This is a genomic window from Paraburkholderia sp. 35.1 (genome assembly GCF_050436525.1).
Lineage (GTDB): Bacteria > Pseudomonadota > Gammaproteobacteria > Burkholderiales > Burkholderiaceae > Paraburkholderia > Paraburkholderia tuberum.
On the sequence record NZ_JBNDMJ010000003.1, the window covers coordinates 643713 to 663640 of the forward strand.

The window sequence follows — 19928 nt, forward strand, 5'->3', positions numbered from 1 at the left end:
TTTATGCAGGTTGTACGCTGGGAGGCAGAGCGAGTGACATCCCCAGTCGGCCGACGTCCCGGATGAAGCCAGCCAACTCGCGTGCGACAGCGATGAGGGCGACGTGTGCGGTCTTGCCTCGGCTTACGAGTTTGCGGAATCGCCTGCACAGCCTCAGCTGCGCGTCCCAGGCACGATCGATTATCGGTTTGAGTAGACCTTCATGCCGGTGCTGAATGTCGATGCTTACGCGGGCGGGATGCCGGTAGCTCCAGGTGGATTCCACCAGCAGCTTACGTGCATAGCTGTTGCCGGTCTTGGTAATGCTACCTTGCCGTCGTTCCCGCCCGATGAATGTTCTGAAGGCGTCACACCAATCCATGCCATCAACTGCCGCGGATCTTCGAAGCGCGACAGGTCGCCCAGCTCAGAGACCAGTCCGATTGCCGACGTAAAGTTGATTCCACGCATGGCCTGCAGGGCAAGTACGACCGGATAAAACCGCCAGTTATAACGGCTTCGCGCAAAGCCAGTTCCAGCCGCTCGCATTGGGCGAGCCGGTCTTCAATCGTGCGCCGATGTTCGTTGAACGCCAATTGCTGCCAAGGGCACTGTCAGGTTAATGGGGAGGCGACGGTAGGATGAAGTGATGAAGAAGACAAAATCGCTTTATCACGGCCACCGTTTCCCTGCCGTGGTCATCAGCTGCGCGGTTCGCTGGTATTTCCGGTTCAGCCTGAGCCTGCGCGACATCGAGGAGCTGTTGCTCGAGCGTGGTGTCGTGGTCACGTACGAAACGATCCGTTGCTGATGCGACAAGTTCGGCGCTCGATTCGCACAGTGCGCAAAAGCGGCGCGACGCAAGCCGGCGAGCATATGGCATCTGGACGAGATGTTCGTGACGCTGCGCGGCGAGCCGTATCTATTGTGGCGAGCGGTCGACGAGCATGGTGCCGAACTCGACGTGCAGGTGCAAAAGCGGCGCGACAAGGCTGCGGCAAAGCGCTTCTTCAGGCGGGTGCTGCGTTCAAACCGGTGCCGCGCAAGATCGTTACCGACCAGCTGCGCAGCTATCCGGCGGCGAAGGCTGATATTCCTGAGCTCGCTCATGGAAGCACGTTTTCGTCAAGGCGGCTGCACGCGTGAACAACCGTGCCGAGAACAGCCATCAGCCGACCCGCAGGCGCGAACGCCAGATGTGCGGCTTTCGCGATGCGCGTCGCACGCAGGCATTCCTCTCATGCTTCGGACCGATACGGCAACACTTCGCGTTGCCCAGACATCAAATGGACGCGGCATGGTATCGTGCCGTACTCAAAGAACGCTTCGCCACATGGCATGGTTCGACTGTTATTGCCGCAGTCGAGGAAGTTATCCGATAAGGATAACTACGCTTTGGCTACGTAGGTACCTTACGCCCGCCAAGTTGACAGAGCCATGTCAACTGATTAAAGCCATCTGTGGAACGAGCGACGTCACCGTTACAGACGCCTAAGCGCTCAAAGCAGAGCAAAGTACTCGTCACGGTGATGGTCTCTTCCTTACGAGAGCCACTCCCGAAATAGCACTGCCGACGGCCATCAAGGCAATCACTACCCCCAAAGGCTTTGGCGTGCCATTCGCGAAAATCCCGACGAGGGCTGAACCGAAAATGCCTGTGCCGTATTGGACAGATCCAACAAGCGCCGAGACGGCTCCGGCGCGCGACACATAGGTATTAAGCGCTCCTGCGATCGAATTTGCCACAATGAAGCCGGCCATCGAAGCAAACACAAAAAGTGGGACGACCAGTCCCGCGAGACCGCCAATCTTGGTCCAAGCCGTCACGGCGAGTGAGACGCCCGATAGAGCAGCGACAACGGTTCCTAGTTGCATTAGCCTATCGCTCCCCACGAGCGGAATCAGGCGTGAATTCAACTGATTCGTGAGAACGATGCCTATAACACTCACCCCAAATAGCAGCCCAAAGGCTTGCGGAGACACGTGATAGTAGGTCATGTAGGCAAACGGCGCCCCAGCGATAAACGCGTAAAGTCCGCCATAAAAAAAGCCGCCTGCACCTGCGTATCCAAGCAGTCTTGAGTGCCGTAGAAGTTCACCGTACGCGGCAAACGCATACACGACCGGATCACGGTTTCGCCGTTCCTTAGGTAGCGTCTCTGGGAGCAACCGGAGAGACGCGAGAGTCATCACCCCGACGCCAGCTAGTATCCAGAATATCGCGCGCCATGATGAAAGGTGCAAAATAAAAATACCCAGGCTTGGCCCAAGGAGTGGTACAGCGGCCATCACGCTCATCAGCATCGACATCGCCTGCGCTGCGCGCGGTCCAGCGTAAAGATCCCGTACGATTGCACGCGCGAGCACGACGCCGGCACAAGCGCCAGCCCCTTGGACCAGGCGAAAGCCGATAATCATTCCAACATTCGTCGAGAGGGCACAACCGACCGAACCAATAACGAAGAGTACGAGGCCGACGGCTATCGGAGATCTGCGACCGTAGCGATCACCCGCCGGCCCCCACGCCAGTTGACCAACACTAAAGCCACCCAAAAATCCAGAAATCGTTAATTCGAGCGAGCCGGCGTTCGCATGCAAAGCTTGAGCCATCGTCGGCAAGGCAGGCAGGTACAAATTGGTCGAGATCGACGCGAAGGCCATGAGCACCGTGAGAATCGCGAGAATGCGAACGCTGTGCCCACCCTGAAAATGCTCGCTCTGCGCTTCGGTCTCGACGGCTTTTACGTTCTCCAAAGCCTCATTGGAAACGACCCTCACCGGAGCGTCGGCCGAATCCTTGATGTCCACGTGCAGAATTTGGGAACCGCTTGGTCTCATCGGCTTACCTGTTGATGTAGACACACTTGTTGTAGGGGTAAGTTTCCAGGTGCGCTCGCCCTCCCTCTGCGCCATATCCGCTGTGCTTTGTGCCTCCCAAACCAACCGGTGGATCAATCAATCCGTAGCAGTTGACCCACATCATTTCCGTGTAAATCCATTTCACGACGCGCAATGCCGTCGAAATAGTTTTGGTCCATACGGCGCCGCCTAACCCGTATTGGTCCGGTTGCCAAGCGCCATTGCCTCTTCTGCGGTATCGAAAGGAATCACTGAAAGAACGGACAAAAGATCTCCTCCCGCGCAATCCTTATCTCGTCGTGGACGTCGGCGAAAACTGTGGGGGTGACGAAGTAATCGGTCTTGAACGGAGCCTTAAGGCGTTCTCCACCGCAAACCAAACGGGCGCCTTCCTGCTACCCAAGCTCAATATAGGACATCACCCACTCCAGTTCACGCGCTGAAATCAATGGTCCCGTTGCACAACGACGTCAAAGCGGCGACCAACCCGAATTGACCGCGCAAACTCAGCGACTCGTGCGCAGAATTCCTTCGATTGGCCGCTGCACGAAAACCCGCGTACCGGCAAAACATATCTGCCCCGAGTTGGCGAAGACCCCATGGCCACCAAGAGAGGAATGAGATCACCGACGAGCCGACTGTCAGCGCGCGAGATCTGACAGTATCGTCGCTAACTTAAGGGATTATCCGCTGCGCCCGCAATTCGTCGAAAAAACGGATGAATTCTGCTTCTGTATCGACCACCCGGTGAAAGCCATGCAGTCGTATCTTTGTCATGTCTGCCATGACGTCCCAGCCGCGCGACCAGATATAGTCGGCATAAGTCCATAATGCAACGCGGTCATATGGCATGGGCGTCAGGCCAGCGCGTTGGACGATGGCGTCCCAGACCCGGCCCTTGTCGGCCATAACATCGGCCAGCGTGGTCGTGCGCACAGGGCCAAGTGGCATATCGAAGTAGCGCGCGAATACCGGCCACAGATTGGCCCAACGGATGTAGTCGCCATTGATCAGATTGAAAGCCTGATTGGCCGCAGTTGGTGCTTCGCACATCCACAGCAGTCCCTCCGACAGGTGGTCGGCGGAAGTACATTCATAAATCGCATGGTAGGCCTCCGTAGTGCCCGGAAACGACAACGGCTGTCCGAGTTCACGGCAGATCAGAGCATAGACCGCGATGACGCTGACAAGACTGCGCGGAATGCCCGGTACCGCGTGCAAAAGTGCGTCAGGACGGCTAACTGACCAGGTCCAGCGAGCACCGATCTGCTTCTCCGAGACGTAATCCTGTTGCAGATAATAGAAGTTGGGCACGGCACCGCGCGGATGGCTCTCCTTGGCTGGCGTCATAAATGGTCCAGTATGCGAACCGTAATACTTCATCCCCTGCACCATGTGAATATGGCGAAGCCCCGGCGCGGCGTCATCAAGGGTGTCCACCACATTGCGCACAATCGCCAAGTTCTCTTCCAATGGTTCGCGGCCTCCCTCCGCGAAGTTGTAGCGGGCCGCGCAAAACAGGTGCGTCGCCTCATTCAGCGAAGCGAGCTTTGCCTGGCAGTCTTGTGGATCAGTAAGGTCCACGCCTAACCAGCGCACGCCGGGTATGTCGACGCGGCTCCGAGCGAGCCCGACGACCTCCCAGCCCTTGCGCACTAGCGTGCGTGCGAGACTCGCGCCTACGACGCCACCTGCTCCCGCGATGACTGCCATTCGTCTAGCAGTGGACGGCGCGGTCACCTCAGGGTCACCTTGCGTCTCGTGAGTTCTCTGGGAGACGGCGCCCGACGTGGAGCGTTCCGGTAGATGCCCGGACTGGCCGGCCTCCAGTTCCTCCGCTGTCATTGTGAACACTTCTTGCATCGAGTCCGCTTTTAATCCAGCGCCGTAACTATGGCGCGACGAGTCGGAGGAAGCCGACATAGATGCTCCTTTGCAAATATCAATCTTACGGTTGACGACCATCGGAAAGTGTCCTCGCAAACCGCTGGCAAACCAAGCTCGCCAACACATTTTATCTCACAGCACAGGATTTGTTATAATCCTTTTGCGCGCTGCAGTTGGCTGACGACGAAAAACACAGAGGTGCAAGGAGCCTTCGCAAGCGAAACAGGTTCGGCCCAAGTCCATTGGCCCTGCCAAACAGAGCGGATATCCTGACGCTCAGCGCATAACACCGCCAGTTCGCCATAGCGAACGAGATCACATCCACGCTTGATGGCGATGTCGACTTTGCTTTGTAGCGCGCCCCAACGTACGCAGTGCGCCTCACGATGCACCAGATGCCACGGATAAGCCAAGCTCCGCCGCTAACGGCACGCCGTCGAAGATTGACCGTGTGGGGACATACTCTAAACCCACGGAGCCACCGTACTTCACGTCACGAAGTGTCTGAAAGACAAGATCGAAATCAACTTTGCCCGTGCCGGGCTCGTGGCGCCCGGGATAGTCGGCTAGCTGAATATGTGCGACGCTCTTTCCATGGTCCCGTAGAAAAGTAACCGGATCTTCACCATTGACGTGTGCATGGTAGACGTCAAGGATAATTTTGATCCCCGGCCGCTCTGCGCGGGCGATCGCTCTGAGGGCAAGATCCAGCCGATCCAGAAAGTAGCCCGAGAAATCGCTCGAATTCACTGGTTCAACGACCAGACCCAACCCTTCCGCTTCAAGGCGGTCGTGCGCCTCGGCGAGGTTCTGGCAATACGTCTCGAAGGCAAGCTCTTCCGAGACGTCCGGCGCCCGTGATCCTGCGAACACGTGAACGCGCGAACATCCGATGACCTTTGCATAGTCGATGACCGTACTGATCGACTGGTCGAACTGCGGCTTTAGCGTTGGAGTTAACGAATAGGCCGGCATGCCAGCTTTATAGTCCGCCGCAGGAGCGCCGATTGAGATCTGCGAAAGTCCGTGGTCAGCGAGCAACTGCGCGTAGTCTCTCGCGGGAACCGAATACGGGAATGGAAATTCAACGGCCTGAAAGCCCAGTTTTCTGGCGGCAGCGAACCTTTGTTCGAAAGGCAACGTTCCGAGGACGTAGGTCAGGTGAACCGAAGCGAGCATCATTCCTCCAAGGTGTTCAAGGGAACCGGTCTCACTATTTTTTCGAACTGTGAGAAACATTCTGCAACATGGCCTATGTCAAAACCGGTGAACGACGCCGACGCCAGCGGCGATTAAGCTGGGCGATGACGGCGGGGTCGGATTGAAGCCATCGCCGACGGTAGCTACATTCGATCGCGAGAAAGATTCCGTCGCCCTGGAAATCACAGCGTGCTGCTGCACCATGCAATGAAATTTGCCGCTTACCTGTAGCCACTTGCATTTATGCGGCTTTTGCTCGCAGCACACGACGCGGCACCGCGTCCTCGCAGATCATATCCGCCGCCTTTGTTCCAATCATGATCGTCGGGGCATTCGTATTACCTGATGTGAGGTGAGGCATGATGGAAGCGTCAACAACGCGCAGTCGCTCGACGCCTCTGACACGCAGACGCTCGTCAACGACCGCGAGACTGTCCCTGCCCATCTTGCAGGTTCCCGCCTGATGGTGCGCCGAGTTTCCAGTTTCTTCCATCCAGTTAAGAATCTGGTCATCGGTCTTAACGCCGGGTCCGGGGACTCGCTCCTGAATGACCCGAGATGCAACAGGTTGCGTTGCCATGATTTCGCGGATCTTTTTGACACCCGAGATCATCGCGCGGTTGTTATCTTCATTGCTCAGGAAGTTTGGCTGGAAAACGGCCGAGTCAACGGGATTCGCCGAACGCAAGGAAACCACGCCGGTAGCACGCGGTCGTAAGAGATAAACCGATACGCGCATGCCCGGCTTTTTATCGACAGTAATTTCGCCACTCGGATGCCACGTGAACGTCATGGGGTTGAAGCTGATTTGCAAGTCAGCATAGTCTTCGTCCGGTCGACTCTTTATAAAGGCCCCAACCTGCGAAGATCCAAGCGCCAGGTAGCCTTTATGAGTAAGCAGGTAACGCGCACCTTCCAAGTACTTCCTCAACCCGCCCAGTTCGTGGTTATACGAACTGTCAGGGGTCGTGTCGTAACTGCCGTGCACATAAAAATGATCTTGGAGATTGAGGCCAACCCCCTGAGATTCGACAAGCGTCGGTATCCCATGCCGTTGCAGCTCTTCCCCACGTCCGATGCCGGAGAGCATGAGTATCTGTGGCGAATTTAACGATCCCGCCGACAGAATCACTTCTTTTGCAGCCGCGAAATTTGTTCGCTCGCCGTCACAGATCACCTCGACGCCCGTGGCGACATGTTTCTCGAGCAGGATCCGTTGAACGAGGCAACCAGTCTTTATGGTCAGGTTTTTCCGGTGGCGAATTGGATCGACGAACGCTGTATAGGCCGAGTAACGCCGTCCCGACCGGATAGTGTGCTGCATGAAACCCACGCCGTCATGTACCGCACCATTCAAATCTTCCGTGCCAGGAATGCCCAGGCGCCGAGCCGATTCGATAAAGTCGAACGAGCTCTGCACTTTCGTCACCGGATCACTGACCCATAGCGGCCCCCCCGCCCCACGGTACTCGTCTCCGCCGCGTTCGTTGTGCTCCATCTTCTTGAAATATGGCAGCACATCGTCATATCCCCACCCGGGATTACCCAGCGCCTTCCAGCTATCGAAATCTTTCCGATGCCCGCGAATAAAAACCATCCCGTTGATGGAACTGGAACCGCCCAAGGTCTTGCCCCGCGGCCAGTACATCTTTCGATTGCGTAACGCAGGCATTGGCTCTGTGAAGTAATTCCAATTCAAGTCATTGTGGAAGTACAGCTTCGCCATACCGGCGGGGGTGTTAATCCAAAACTTGTCAGCTGGCGGCCCCGCCTCCAACAATAGAACCTTGTTGTCCGGGTTGTCGGTCAGCCCACGCGCCAGAGTGCAGCCGGCCGATCCAGCGCCTATGATGATGTAGTCGTACGTTTCCATCTGGATAGCTCTCATGCGAAACTTGTCTCGGCTCGGGTTGCAAACAGAAAAACAACGGCAGGTGCCGACGTGCTGTGATTCCGGGCGCGGTCGTGATATCGGAAATCAGTCGATCCTCCGAATTCGTCCTTGGAGACCTCAAAAGGCCCGCACTTCGTCATTACCGAGTCCAGTGCGGTTAGCGTGCTTTCTGTAGTGCAATCTGATCCGACTCATTTATCGACGGGTCAACCGACGTACGCAATCGGACGCCCCTGGTCTCGGGCACAAATTGCGTGGCGATTAGGCATGCTGCGGCAATGAAAGCGAGGTAGAGCCCCGGGGCGAAGGGCGTGCCCAAGAGACGGGAAAGTAACGCGGCCATGAAGGGGCTTGTTCCGCCGAGGACCGCCACGGTAACCTGGTAGGAGATTGCGTGCCCAGTCGCTCGGAACGAGGTAGGAAAGAATTCCACTGCGGCAACGTAGCTGGCGCCACCGTTTATTCCCAAGCCAATCCCTATCAGCACTTGCCCAAGCAGGGCTCCGGTGAAGGTCCCCGACGCCGCAAAATGAATGGCGGGGTACGCCGTAAGCATCAGCCACGCAGCGCCTAAGGACATGACACGCTTTCGACCGATGCGATCACTCAGCATGCCGGCAAACGGCATCACCGAGCAAAGGACGACGACCGAAATAGCATTGGAAATGAGCGCGGTGGTTGGATCGAGCTTCGCAATCCGTACCAGAAACGTATACATAAAGCCAAAGAGAATGTATGCACCTGCAAAGTAAACCGGCATGATCATCAGCAGACGTAGCATGGCTTTTATACCGCCAGCATGAATCGCTTCGCGCAGCGGGCTACGATCCTCTCTTGTTCTGGTCGCCTGCTTGAACTCCTCCGGCTCGTCAATGTTTCGCCTGATCCAGAAACCGACAATTCCGATTACTCCGCCAGCCAGAAATGGAATCCGCCATAAACCACTCTCGTAGGCCGCAGATCCTGCAACAGCCTGGACGGCAATCAGGAGGACAGCGACAATGGCGTTCGGCAGTTGGCCGAATAGCTGTGTGAAGCTCACCCACTGGCCGCGGCGGTCGTCCGGCGCTGATTCGACAATGTAGCTCTGACTGCCGGTAGTCTCCCCGCCCAAGGCCAGCCCCTGGAGTAGACGGCACCCGACTAGCATCATCGGCGCCGCAATTCCGATATCAGCATACGTTGGAAGCAGTCCAATAATTGCTGTGCCCAAGGCCATCAGACAAACGGTTATGGCCATCACCTTGACTCGTCCAATTCGGTCGGCCATTGAGCCAAAGATCAAACCACCGAGTGGACGGGCGACGAACGCAACCGCAAAAACAGCAAACGTGCTCAGAAGAGCAGTGGTTCGATTGTTTCCGGGAAAGAAGTGCGTCGAAAGGACAGGTACAGAAAATCCGAAGACGGCGAAGTCATATAGCTCAACGAAGTTTCCCACGGAGCCGGCCATCAGCTTTCGCCAAGGGGGCGTATTCATCATATGTTTCCTCTCGCTATGGCGATCGCTATTGACATATCTGTTACGGCGCCGGGAACGACAAAACGTGCAACAAATCATTTGAACCTTCAACGCCGCACGGCTCACGACTTCGACTCGGGCGCAACAGGCAACCGGCGTTTGTATAAATATGCCGCTATATGAGATTTATTTCAACACAGTGTTTGCCCTAGGAAGAACCGCGCGAGCGCATGGCGTGGAGGAGCGGCAACGCAGGCGGGGTATTTGCTGTCCACAGCAGTTGGCAGAACACGCAGGCTTCCCGCAAGACGCGCGGGACTGGTCTCGGGAAGCTTGCGCGCTCTCGAGTCACGGAGCGCCGGCCTGCCTCCGCGCGATTTCCCAACCCCAGGCGCAACCCGCATCTAATCTTATTAGATGGGATTGCCCCGATATAGTTTTGGAAGGGTAGACGACCTACCTCCCGCAGAGCAGATGAAAGCGACGATTTCCTCAATGTTCGTCGTCTAAACGCACCCCGTGGCCTCCTTTGGCCGGCCAGACCCTCGGGACGCGGGACGTGCAAGGTGTTTCCGCGGTCATGGGTCGCCCAGGTATCCGTCATGTACTAGAGCGAATGGCACTTACTTAAGCCCGTGGAGCGTGCCCATATTTTTGGACGCGCTCACGTGCGATGTGACGAGGCTCTTTCAGCCATGGGTAGGACTTCGGTCTTCGTTTGCGCATTCGTGGTTCGATGCGACCGGGGCGACTCCCAACGCAAGAGTGCGTGATCAGGTTGAACAGGAGACTCTGGTTGTGAGTTGCCGTCAGACCTCTGGCCAGCCATTCAGTCCATAACTGCACCGTGTGTTTGAAACTCAGTGTTCTCGGGTCAGTGGCATGGTGACTGGCGGCCTGAGCCATCAGCAGCCGAATCACGTTGTAGGCCAGCAGATGGACCCAGATCTCCTTTTCGTTCATGTGGGCAGTCTGGCAATGCAGCACATCCATGCCCATCGTCGTCTTGATGTTACGTAGATCCAGTTCCACGTTCCAGCGCCTGGCGTACAACTGCGAGAGGTCCTGTTTGCTGGTCTTGCGTGCATCAAGCATCGTGGTGACCAGCACCCGGTGATGCAGCCAGGACTCGCGCACCATCAGCTCATCGGGGAAGGCCTGGTACTGCTCATGCGTCATCCAGTCAGGACGCTGCCGGGGTTTGGGCCACGTCACAATGTGATCGCGCGTGCCCAGGGACCGGCCTCGCCGAAAGTCGGTGCGGCGTGCCCCATGCTGTTCCATCACGACGTCCACCCCGGCGGCGATCATTGAGGCCATCAGAAAGTAGTGGCAGTACAAGGCATCGGCGACGATCACGTCACCTTTGCGAAACGTGCCTTGCAGCATGCGAAACGCCGTCAGCTCCCCGCTGCCTTTGCCCGCGTAAGTTCCGACCGCCGACTCCAGTACTGCGCCGCTTGCCAGACAGATCACAGAGGTGGCGCCGAGAATTCGGACAGTTCGTTGAGTGGAAAAGCTGGGGCGTGAGTCGGTCATAATGGCCGGCGACAAGGAACCAGAAGATGACGAAACGAAACCGACGGACACACTCACCGGCGTTCAAGGCAAAGGTGGCACTCGCGGCGCTTAAGGGCGACAAGACGCTGGCAGAACTGGCCCAGCAGTTTGATGTCCATCCAAACCAGATCACGGACTGGAAGAAGCAACTGCAGGAGCGGGTTGCCGATGTGTTCGAAGCGGGCAACGCGGCGTCGGCGGCACCGCCCGTTGACGTGAAGGTGCTGCACGCGAAGATTGGGCAGTTGACGCTGGAGAACGATTTTTTAGAAAGCGCGCTCAGCAAGGCGGGACTGCTGGGCGTAAGGCGATGATCGATCGTGATCACGCCCTGCCGATGACACAGCAGGCCCGGCTGGTAGGCATCAGCCGGTCGAGCGTCTATTACCGATCGCGTGGCGTCAGCGAAGCGGATCTGAAATTGATGCGCCGGATTGACGAGCTTCACCTTGAGCATCCATTTGCAGGGGCGCGAATGCTGGCACGGCTGCTGCGTCGCGAAGGCATCAAGGTCGGACGCAGGCACGTCGGCACCCTGATGAAGCGCATGGGCATCGAGGCGTTGTATCGCAAGCCCAACACGAGCCGCAAGCATGCGGCCCACAGGATCTGGCCGTACCTGCTGCGCAACAGGAAGATCGATCGGGCCAATCAGGTCTGGGCACTCGATACGAGCTACATCCCGATGGCGCGCGGCTTCGTTTATCTGACAGCCGTAGTGGACCGGGCGAGCCGTCGGGTGCTGGCACACCGGGTGGCGATCACACTGGAGAGTTGCCATGCTGTCGAGGCGCTGGAGGAAGCGTTTGCGAAATACGGGCTGCCTGAGATCGTCAACACGGATCAAGGCAGCCAGTTCACCGCAACCGAATTCACCGACGCGGTACTCAGCCGGAACGTTCTTCTGTCCATGGATGGAAAGGGTGCCTGGCGTGACAATGTGTTCGTCGAACGGGTGTGGCGCAGCGTCAAATATGAAGAGGTTTATCTGAAAGCATATGACTCGGTCAGCCACGCCCGCCGCTCAATCGGCAATTACCTGAACTGGTATAACCAGAACCGGCCTCATTCGAAGCTCGCCGACCAGACACCGGATGAAGCATACTTCGCGACGCTGCCAGCGATAAAATCGGCAGCTTGACTGCCTCAGCGATTCCACTTAAAAACTCGCAGATCCTGTCTGAACGAACGAGGCCACCTCTCACCGCAACCAGATAGGCCAATGGAAAGCCCACTCCTTCGGCCTGAGCACTGGACTGCGGGAAACGGGCCTGGTTCGACGGCGTATCGGGCATCGAGATCCCGCCAGCTTGACCGGGCGCCCGCGCCACCTCCAGGCAGCCTCGGCCTGCTCATGCAGTTGGCGCCCCGTCTCGCGCGCCAACTCCCGCACCATCGCGAGCGCGGCAGTAGCCTCCCGTACGCACACTCATGGGCCGCAGCCCGTCGGCAGCTCGCTGCGCCGCCCACCCGTTGACTGCCTTCTGACAGGAGGCGTCCTCTTCCAGCGCCTGGCGCATGAACATCGACAGTGTCACCGTCGGCGGATACAGCCGTTCCCGATGTTCTGGCAAATACGCTTCCGTTATGCCCAACAGCCCCGGGCTCGTCAGTATGTTGAAGTAGTCTACCGCCTGGGCCCTGCACGCCCGGCTTTGAACCCTGCTTCGTGTTTGCCTGTGATGACTTCGTGCATTACGATCCATGGGGGCTGATCTTTGGAATGAGACGGTGTTTGCCTGGTAACAACCATCGTATCAATCCCTGGATCAGCCCCCTCCCTTTCTTACCCGCGTCTTCTCCTCCATGTAGGCTTAAGTAAGTGCCATTCGTACTAGAGCCTACTAGTACACTTGATGAACTGGCAGGCCGATTGCGTTTACGCAAAAGGGGCGCCCGCTCGTGGCGCCCGAAGCAACCGCTGTGGTGCAACGATCGGGTGACGCCACAGCCGTGCCGGCAAGCGCTGTGCTAAAATCCTAGCAGGTGAGAATTGCGAGAAAAGCGATTCCTTGTTCTGTCTAATGTCTGCGTTCCTTCGGCATTAAGCAACTGAGCGATCGGAATATCATGGCTACAGTCAAGCGGCTGAATAAAAAAGAAGATCCCGTACTTTCTGAAGAGGAAGATACGGCGGCAGATGGCGCCGATGCAGGGGCGTCGAACAGCCTGGCTCGGACGGTGGGATTGCTCAACCTGTTCACTCCCACCTCACCGATCTGGTCGACGGAAGCGCTGATCCAGTCACACGGTATGTCGCGATCATCTGGTTATCGCTACATTAAAGCGCTTGCGGATGTTGGCTTGATCGCAGCGGTTTCGAATGGCTACTACATACTCGGGCCGCGGATCGTTGAATTGGACCGACAGATCCGGCAATGCGATCCGCTTTATATCGCCGGCGGACCGGTCATGAAGGAACTGGTAGCAGAAACCGGCCATTCCGCTCTTTTATGCGCTTTGTTCAGTGGCTCGGTCCTCTGCGTGCGCGAAGAATTGACGGCCAACAGCCCTGCTAACATGTTCACCCGCGGGCAAACACGCCCATTGTTTCAGGGCGCCGCATCAAAAATTATTCTGCCGTATCTCCGTCCACATCAACTGCGAAGTCTGTTCAAGAAACACGGGCCCACGATAGCGGCATCGGGACTCGGATCGGACTGGTCCGCCTTTCGCACCAATCTGGCGAAGATGAAATCCGATGGTTACGTGATGACATTTGGCGAGTTCAATCCGGGAGTCATCGGCATTTCCGCGCCGGTCTTTAACCGGGATGGACACATTCTCGGAAGCATCGGTATCGCGGGCGCAGAGGACCGCTTCAACCGTGCTGAGAAGGCGCGTTGCGTAGCGGCGGTTGTCCGCGCTGGAGAACAGGTGAGCGAGCGCATCGAAGTCATCAGCTTCGGCGCCGATCGTCCCGCGCGAGCTGTCGGGTAGTCCACCGAGGCATACCGCGCTACGGGAAGACAACCCGCCGAGCAGCCGGCCACCTTCGTTGAGGTTGAGGTCGACGCCCTTCCGCTCCCGGGCGAACAGGGTTGATCGGTCGCTGTTGCGACCGCCTTGCTTTCTTACGGTAGCAGCACCGTCGCTCCGGTCGTCTGCCGCGCCTCGAGCCTGCGATGCGCCTCTGCCGCCTCGCCCAACGCCAATCGTGTGGGCGGGTGGATTTTCACAGCACCACTGGCAATAACATCGAAGAGCTCCTGGCTCATCGAAAGCACATCGGTGCGCCTGGAGAGATGCATCGTCAACCCAGGCCATGTGGCGAAGAGCGAACCTTTTTCCAGTAGAAGTCTCATGTCAAATGGCGGGATCGCTCCCGATGCAAAGCCGAAGCCCACGAAATAACCGAAGGGCCGGAGGCAATCAAGCGAACCGGGGAATGTCGCCTTGCCGACACCGTCGTAGACGACATGGCAGCCCTCACCTGCGGTTATCTCCCTGGCGCGCACGGCACAGTCTTCCTCGTGATAGTCGATCACGTGGTCACAGCCGTTTCGGCGGGCAATTTCCGCCTTTGCTGGCGAGCCGACCGTTCCGATGACATTCGCGCCCAGATGTTTGGCCCATTGCGTAAGGATGACGCCGACACCGCCGGCCGCAGCGTGCACGAGGATCGTCTGCCCTTCTTCGACCCGGAAGGTCCGGCGCAACAGATATTGCGCCGTCAGCCCCTTGAGCATCGAAGCCGCCGCGGTCTCGAAGCTGATGGCGTCAGGGAGGCGAACAAGGAAATGTGCGGGAACAATCGACTGCTCGGCGTAGGCGCCAAGCGTTTCAACAAAGGCCACGCGATCACCAGGAGCGAAGTCTGCTACGTCCTGACCGATTACGATGACTTCCCCCGCTGCTTCCTTGCCTGGTATAAAAGGCAGATTCGGTGCTGGAAACGCACCGCTTCTCAAATAGGTATCGACGAAATTCACACCGATTGCGCGGTTGCGTACGAGGACTTCTCCTGGGCCGGGCCGTCCAATCCCAATGTCTTCCAGAGTAAGCACATCCGGGGCGCCTTGACTGTGAACACGTATTGCTTTCATTGGCCAAACTCTTTTCCATTTTCTCTGCTGTTGTTTCCAAAGCAAGTCGCCCCGGATCTCCGGGCACAGCACGCGCTTTAGGTGCGGATCGCCGCGCAGTTCTGATTGCGTCGCTGCAACCAGAACCGCACAACTAACGAATCTTTTCGCCTACCAGGCGGTCCAGCCTCCGTCGACAGGGACTGCTGCGCCTGTCATGAAAGATGCGTCCGCGCTGAGCACAAACACAATCGCTTTCGCCAGTTCAACCGGGTCCGCATAGCGCTTTTGCAACTGTGCGCCCGCGAGTACCTCGAGCGCGGCCTCCCGGCTAGGAAAATGTTTAAAGTGCTCCGCTGCCATTGGCGTATCGACACCGCCAGGGCAGACAGCGTTTACGCGAATGTTCGGCGCAAACTCGACGGCCATTACGCGCGTAAGACCCAGCACCGCGGCTTTGGATGCGCAATAGACTCCGAGCTCAGGGAGTGCTACCAATGCACCAACCGAAGCAACATTAACAATCGAACCGCGATTGGCCTTGCGCATTTCCGGCACCACTCGCTTCGCGGTTACCAGATACGACCAGGTGTTTACATGCAGAATTCTGTCAAAATCCTCGATGGTATGGTCCAGGATCGGCTTGGGCATCACGATGCCCGCATTATTCACAAGACCATCGATGGATCCGAATGTGGATAGTACCTTTGTCGCGAGGTTGTCGATCGTCTGTGGGTCGACGATGTCACCGGGAGTAGCAATCACTTGTCCCCCCGCGGCTTTTATCATCTGCGCAGTCTCCTCCAGAAGGTCGACGTTCACATCTGTGATGCCAACCCGTGAACCCTCGGCAACCAACGTTAGTGCGGTTGCTCTACCGATGCCACCGCCCGCTCCGGTGACAATAGTTACTGCATCCTTTACCGATGTAAATCGATTGAGTGCCGAACTCGTATTCATATTAATTCCTTTCACATTGGGCAATTTGTCAGAAGTAGTCTGACGGACTGTTGTTGCTGATGAAAATGCGGACCTTGCCTCGTTTAAGTAGCCCGTGGCCACCGCGACGTTGAACTGGCACTGCGTGCTGGTCCCCGCAATACCCAGCGTACTGTCCTTGTTGGCAACCGCTGTCGTCAGGGGCGGCAACGCTACCGCAACGCCCGCAGTGCCAATTATTTGGACGCAACCTTCGGATGCGACACGGGCAACCGATGAACCATTGAGCGTTCCCGTAACTCGTGTCGCACAAAGCGTTTCATGAGCGCAAGGGCGTGCGCAGGGGTGAAGGCTCGGTTGGTCAGTGGTCAGTAGAGTGGCAGCGCCGGTGAGACCCCTCACGGACGAGCGAAGGCGACACCCGGTGCGTCAACGCTAATAGTAAAGATCGCCCCCAGTCGCTTGCCTGCCTCCAGGTCCTCATCGGTTCCGACATAGGCACAGCAAAACAGGGTCGTTCCGTCTGAACCGCCGAGTTGGCAGGCGCTCACGTGTCGGCCGCACGATGCGCGGTCAGTCACCTCACCGCCTTCCAGTACTCGCACGACTTCGCCGGTGTTGTAGCAAGCTACCCAGATGCCATCTGACGTGTCCGCACAGATCCCGTCTGGTTCCCGATTGCCGAGATTGGCGAAGAGGCGCGGATTCGACAGGCTGCCGTCAGGTGCGCGATCGAACGCGGTCAGCTTGCACGCCCAGGTCTCAGCGACCACTAGCGTGCGACCATCGTTGATAATTGCCATCCCATTTGGGAATTCGAGCCCACTTGCAGCAACGTGTATTGCGCCGTCGGGCTCGACCATATGCACGTTCGTTGACGCCTTGGGTGCGCCACCGTGGAAGTCATAGCCAAAGTTGCCCACATAGATCCGGCCTTCCTCGTCGACCAGCATATCGTTGAGGTCGCCGGTGGCAAGCTCACTGAGGTCGGCGTGCACCGATAGGTCCGCGCCGACCAATCTCATGATATTGCGATCCTGCATTGAGGCCACCACTACCGTCCCGTTGCGAAGAAAGCCGATGCCCGAAGGTCGATGCGGCACTTCGCACACAAGCGTTCGGCTCCCGTCCTGCTCAAGCGTGAATAGCTTTTTGTCGAACACGTCAGAAACCCAGAGGCGGTCGCCGTGCCAACGTGGCCCCTCCAGGAAAATGAAGTCCTCTGCCCAGAGCGTTGGCCGATGTTCTCTGGGCGTATTGATGGTCAGCATCTTTCTCTCCCGTTGATAGCGCTAGCCGCTTAGGCCTTGCGGCGCCGTGACCCGCCGACGGTATATATCGCGGCGGCAGCAACAACGACCGTTCCCTCGAGCACGCCCTGGTAATTGACGCCAAGGTTCAGGATGTTGAAGCCGTTGGTCAGCGTGAACAATAGCAACGCACCCGCCACGGTCTTGCACACGCTTCCCGCACCGCCGAACAGGGAAGTCCCACCAAGGATCGCCGAAGCAATGACGGTCAGCTCTGCGCCACTCAGCGCCGCCGCATTGACCGACCGAAGACGGCTCGCGAACAGGATGCCGGCAAAACCTGCCGCTGCACTGCAAAGGACAAACGCAGCCATCTTGTAGCGCAACACGTTGATACCCGACAGCCGCGCAGCTTCGGTATTACCGCCAACCGCGTACAGACGCCTTCCGGTAATCGTGAAGGTAAGGACAAACCAGACCACACCGGTAAACGCGAGCATGTAGATGGCGACCTTCGGAAGCGCCAGTTCGGGTCCGCCGAACCAGGCTAACGCCAACAGGCAGACAGCGCCCAGCGCCATACCCACGGACGCGGGCGGAAGACCTCGACCAGCGCGACGAGCCCGCATCGTCATATACACGCTTGCGATTGCCAGCAGCACGCCGATGACAACGAGTGCCGAGCCGATGGGCCAGCGCCCCGACTCAAGAGCGCGCATTGCATCGAGCGTCTGCGGGCTCTCCACGGAAAGCGATCTGCCATCGGTCACGAGAAGCACGACTCCTCGCAAAGCAGTCATCGTTCCCAGGGTGACGATGAACGCGTTGATTCCGAGCAGCTGGACAATGGCTCCATTCAGGAGACCAGCTGCGATTGCTACCAGCATCGCGACCAGACACGCCGGGACAAAACCCATTGAGTCGGCATGTCCAACCATGACCGCCGCCGAAAGCGCGGCCACGGAGGCCACCGAGAGATCGAAATTCCCGGAGATGAGGATGACGGTCATCGCGACCGCGATGATCGCTGTCAGCGAAGATTGCTGAAGGACATTCGCGAGGTTCTGGAAACTGAGGTAGTTGACGCTGCCGGTATATGCCGCGGCAACTGATATCAGCACAACAACCAGTGCAAGCGCGTAGTACACGCCCATTTCACGAAGTCCGACCACTCGGCGCCAGTCCGTCATATGCTTTCGAGGGCCGGACTGCAAACCGTCAGATAAAACGACCTTGGACATTTGACCTACCTCGGCTGGCGATTGAACTGAAGGATTACGGTATATCTTGGTCACGATCATTCACTCTCCATTCGGCTGCGGGCTGGTTGCCGCGGCGCTCGGGTTAATTGCGCTCTGGCCACCGGCAAGGAGAACCAGTTCGTGCTCAGTTGTTTCGTGAGCCGCGCGTTCCGCGATGCATTGCCCGTCGCGCATCACGATGATCCGATCGGCGACGGCCAGAAGTTCTTCGAACTCGGAAGAGACGACTACAATGACCATTCCCGTGGCTGCAAGATCGCGCACGAGTCGCAAGATGTCGGCCTTCGCACCAATGTCGATACCGGCAGTAGGCTCGTCGAGTAGGAAAACCTTGGCGTCGCTGAACAGCCATTTGCCGATCGTCACCTTTTGAGCGTTTCCGCCACTGAGCTCTGTGACCAGGATGTCCGGCGATTGGGCCTTGATCTTCAACCGCTGAATTGCTTCGGTTGCGCGTTCGATTTCGCGCTCGCGCAGCGGCAGGCAATTTCCCGCTGAGACACCGTTCAAAGCGGGCAGGGTTGTGTTGCGCCAGATTTCAAATGCGGGAATCAGGCCCTGGTCCACCCGGTCTTCCGGAACTAATGCGATTCCCGCCTTTACCGCCGCCGCAGTCGAGCGCGGAATTGCGCGACCGGTAACGAGCACCTCTCCGGTGGCATCCCGGTCCGCGCGGAAGATGGCATGCATCAATTCGCTTCGCCCCGAACCCAGCAGCCCAGCCACACCGAGCACCTCCCCAGCCTTCAGCTTGAACGAGAACGGTGCAAGCTTGCCCGGGGAAGCAAGGTTCCGAAGCTCCAGCACGACTGGCGCCGCATCTGGCAATCTTTTATGCTCGGCGCGCACCATCGCGACGATCTGCCGGCCGACGATGGCCTCGGCAATCCGTGCTTCATCAAGGTCCGCGGTTTCTGCGCGCATCACAGCCTGACCGTCTCGCAGAATGGTCACGCAATCGGTGAGTGCCATGACCTCGTCCAGAAAGTGCGAGACGAAAAGGATCGCTTTGTTCTCGACCTTCGCGAGTCGGCGTACCGTGCGATAGACCACCTCCCGTTCGTCCGTCGCGAGAGAGGCCGTTGGTTCGTCCATCACGATCAGCTCCGCGCCGCTTCCCACTGCCTGGAAGATGGCGACCATCTGCCGCTGCCCGATGGACAAATCATTGACCAGCGCATCTGGATCGAGCCAGTAGCCGACCCGGGTAAAAAGTTCGTCAAGTCTTCGTCGCGACGAGCCTGAGCGACGCCAGCCCCGATCCTCGTCGAGGAATACATTCTCCAGCACGGATAGTGTGGGAACGACAGGGATGTGCTGATGAATCGTCGCCACACCCATTGCCTTCACTTCTTTCGGAGTCGTCCATTGGACTGCTGCGTTCTTCCAGAAGATCTGACCGCCCGTGGCGGAGAAGGCGCCCGACAGAATCTTGATCAACGTAGACTTGCCTGCGCCGTTCGCCCCGAGCAAACCGTGAACCTTGCCCTGCTCGATGGCGAGATCTACACCGCGCAGCGCCACGGTGCCATTTGGAAAAACCTTGGCCACCTGCTCAAGCCGCATGAGCGTGGCGTCGTTTGTCATCGTCATCGCGTCTCCCAGGAGAAC

The 19928-nt window shown here is 57.9% G+C and carries 13 protein-coding genes and 5 pseudogenes; 3 read left to right on the forward strand and 15 right to left on the reverse strand.

Annotated features, from left to right (window positions below):
- Position 1: 1 nt before the first annotated feature.
- Positions 2 to 593, reverse strand: a pseudogene (locus OKW27_RS22960) (transposase); the annotation flags it as partial.
- A 35-nt stretch (positions 594 to 628) separates the two neighbouring features.
- Between OKW27_RS22960 and OKW27_RS22965 the strand changes: the two are divergent.
- A pseudogene (locus OKW27_RS22965) lies at positions 629 to 1361 on the forward strand (IS6 family transposase).
- Between the two features lie 139 nt (positions 1362 to 1500).
- Here the strand turns inward: OKW27_RS22965 and OKW27_RS22970 are convergent.
- The 8 genes and pseudogenes from OKW27_RS22970 to OKW27_RS23005 form a co-directional block, all read right to left on the reverse strand.
- Positions 1501 to 2664 carry a multidrug effflux MFS transporter gene (locus OKW27_RS22970; protein ID WP_429336584.1) on the reverse strand — a complete coding sequence of 388 codons (1164 nt, stop codon included), beginning with the start codon at positions 2662 to 2664 and terminating at the stop codon, positions 1501 to 1503.
- 157 nt (positions 2665 to 2821) lie between these two features.
- On the reverse strand, positions 2822 to 3124 hold the full coding sequence (locus OKW27_RS22975) for an aldehyde dehydrogenase family protein (RefSeq protein ID WP_429334976.1): 303 nt from the start codon (positions 3122 to 3124) through the stop codon (positions 2822 to 2824).
- Positions 3087 to 3221: pseudogene (locus tag OKW27_RS22980) on the reverse strand (aldehyde dehydrogenase family protein); the annotation flags it as partial. The gene OKW27_RS22975 and the pseudogene OKW27_RS22980, both read right to left, overlap by 38 nt.
- 292 nt (positions 3222 to 3513) lie before the next feature.
- On the reverse strand, positions 3514 to 4761 hold the full coding sequence (locus OKW27_RS22985) for an SDR family oxidoreductase (protein ID WP_429334977.1): 1248 nt from the start codon (positions 4759 to 4761) through the stop codon (positions 3514 to 3516).
- Between the two features lie 345 nt (positions 4762 to 5106).
- Positions 5107 to 5907, reverse strand: coding sequence for a hydroxypyruvate isomerase family protein (locus OKW27_RS22990; RefSeq protein ID WP_429334978.1), 801 nt, complete (start codon positions 5905 to 5907; stop codon positions 5107 to 5109).
- Between the two features lie 259 nt (positions 5908 to 6166).
- On the reverse strand, positions 6167 to 7798 hold the full coding sequence (locus tag OKW27_RS22995; RefSeq protein WP_429334979.1) for a GMC family oxidoreductase: 1632 nt from the start codon (positions 7796 to 7798) through the stop codon (positions 6167 to 6169).
- Positions 7799 to 7976: 178 nt separating this feature from the next.
- Positions 7977 to 9302 carry an MFS transporter gene (locus OKW27_RS23000; RefSeq protein WP_429334980.1) on the reverse strand — a complete coding sequence of 442 codons (1326 nt, stop codon included), beginning with the start codon at positions 9300 to 9302 and terminating at the stop codon, positions 7977 to 7979.
- 606 nt (positions 9303 to 9908) lie between these two features.
- A pseudogene (locus OKW27_RS23005) lies at positions 9909 to 10757 on the reverse strand (IS4 family transposase); the annotation flags it as partial.
- A gap of 89 nt (positions 10758 to 10846) precedes the next feature.
- Between OKW27_RS23005 and OKW27_RS23010 the strand changes: the two are divergent.
- Positions 10847 to 11982, forward strand: a protein-coding gene (locus OKW27_RS23010; protein WP_429334981.1) for an IS3 family transposase whose coding sequence is annotated in 2 segments (ribosomal slippage) — positions 10847 to 11111 and positions 11111 to 11982 — 1137 coding nt in all. Because the reading frame shifts where the segments join, the coding sequence is not laid out codon by codon here.
- A 61-nt stretch (positions 11983 to 12043) separates the two neighbouring features.
- Here OKW27_RS23010 and OKW27_RS23015 read toward each other — a convergent pair.
- Positions 12044 to 12547: pseudogene (locus OKW27_RS23015) on the reverse strand (IS4 family transposase); the annotation flags it as partial.
- A 364-nt stretch (positions 12548 to 12911) separates the two neighbouring features.
- Between OKW27_RS23015 and OKW27_RS23020 the strand changes: the two are divergent.
- On the forward strand, positions 12912 to 13781 hold the full coding sequence (locus OKW27_RS23020; RefSeq protein ID WP_429334982.1) for an IclR family transcriptional regulator: 870 nt from the start codon (positions 12912 to 12914) through the stop codon (positions 13779 to 13781).
- Positions 13782 to 13915: 134 nt separating this feature from the next.
- Here OKW27_RS23020 and OKW27_RS23025 read toward each other — a convergent pair whose 3' ends face one another.
- From OKW27_RS23025 to OKW27_RS23045, 5 genes are all read right to left on the reverse strand, one after another.
- Complete coding sequence (locus tag OKW27_RS23025) at positions 13916 to 14887, reverse strand: quinone oxidoreductase family protein (protein ID WP_429334983.1); 972 nt, start codon at positions 14885 to 14887, stop codon at positions 13916 to 13918.
- Positions 14888 to 15037: 150 nt separating this feature from the next.
- Complete coding sequence (locus OKW27_RS23030; protein ID WP_429334984.1) at positions 15038 to 15826, reverse strand: SDR family NAD(P)-dependent oxidoreductase; 789 nt, start codon at positions 15824 to 15826, stop codon at positions 15038 to 15040.
- Between the two features lie 377 nt (positions 15827 to 16203).
- Positions 16204 to 17076 carry an SMP-30/gluconolactonase/LRE family protein gene (locus OKW27_RS23035; RefSeq protein ID WP_429334985.1) on the reverse strand — a complete coding sequence of 291 codons (873 nt, stop codon included), beginning with the start codon at positions 17074 to 17076 and terminating at the stop codon, positions 16204 to 16206.
- Positions 17077 to 17105: 29 nt separating this feature from the next.
- Complete coding sequence (locus tag OKW27_RS23040) at positions 17106 to 18356, reverse strand: ABC transporter permease subunit (RefSeq protein ID WP_429334986.1); 1251 nt, start codon at positions 18354 to 18356, stop codon at positions 17106 to 17108.
- Positions 18357 to 19910: a sugar ABC transporter ATP-binding protein gene (locus tag OKW27_RS23045; protein ID WP_429334987.1), complete on the reverse strand. Its 1554-nt coding sequence runs from the start codon at positions 19908 to 19910 to the stop codon at positions 18357 to 18359. It abuts the gene before it with no gap.
- Positions 19911 to 19928: the final 18 nt, after the last annotated feature.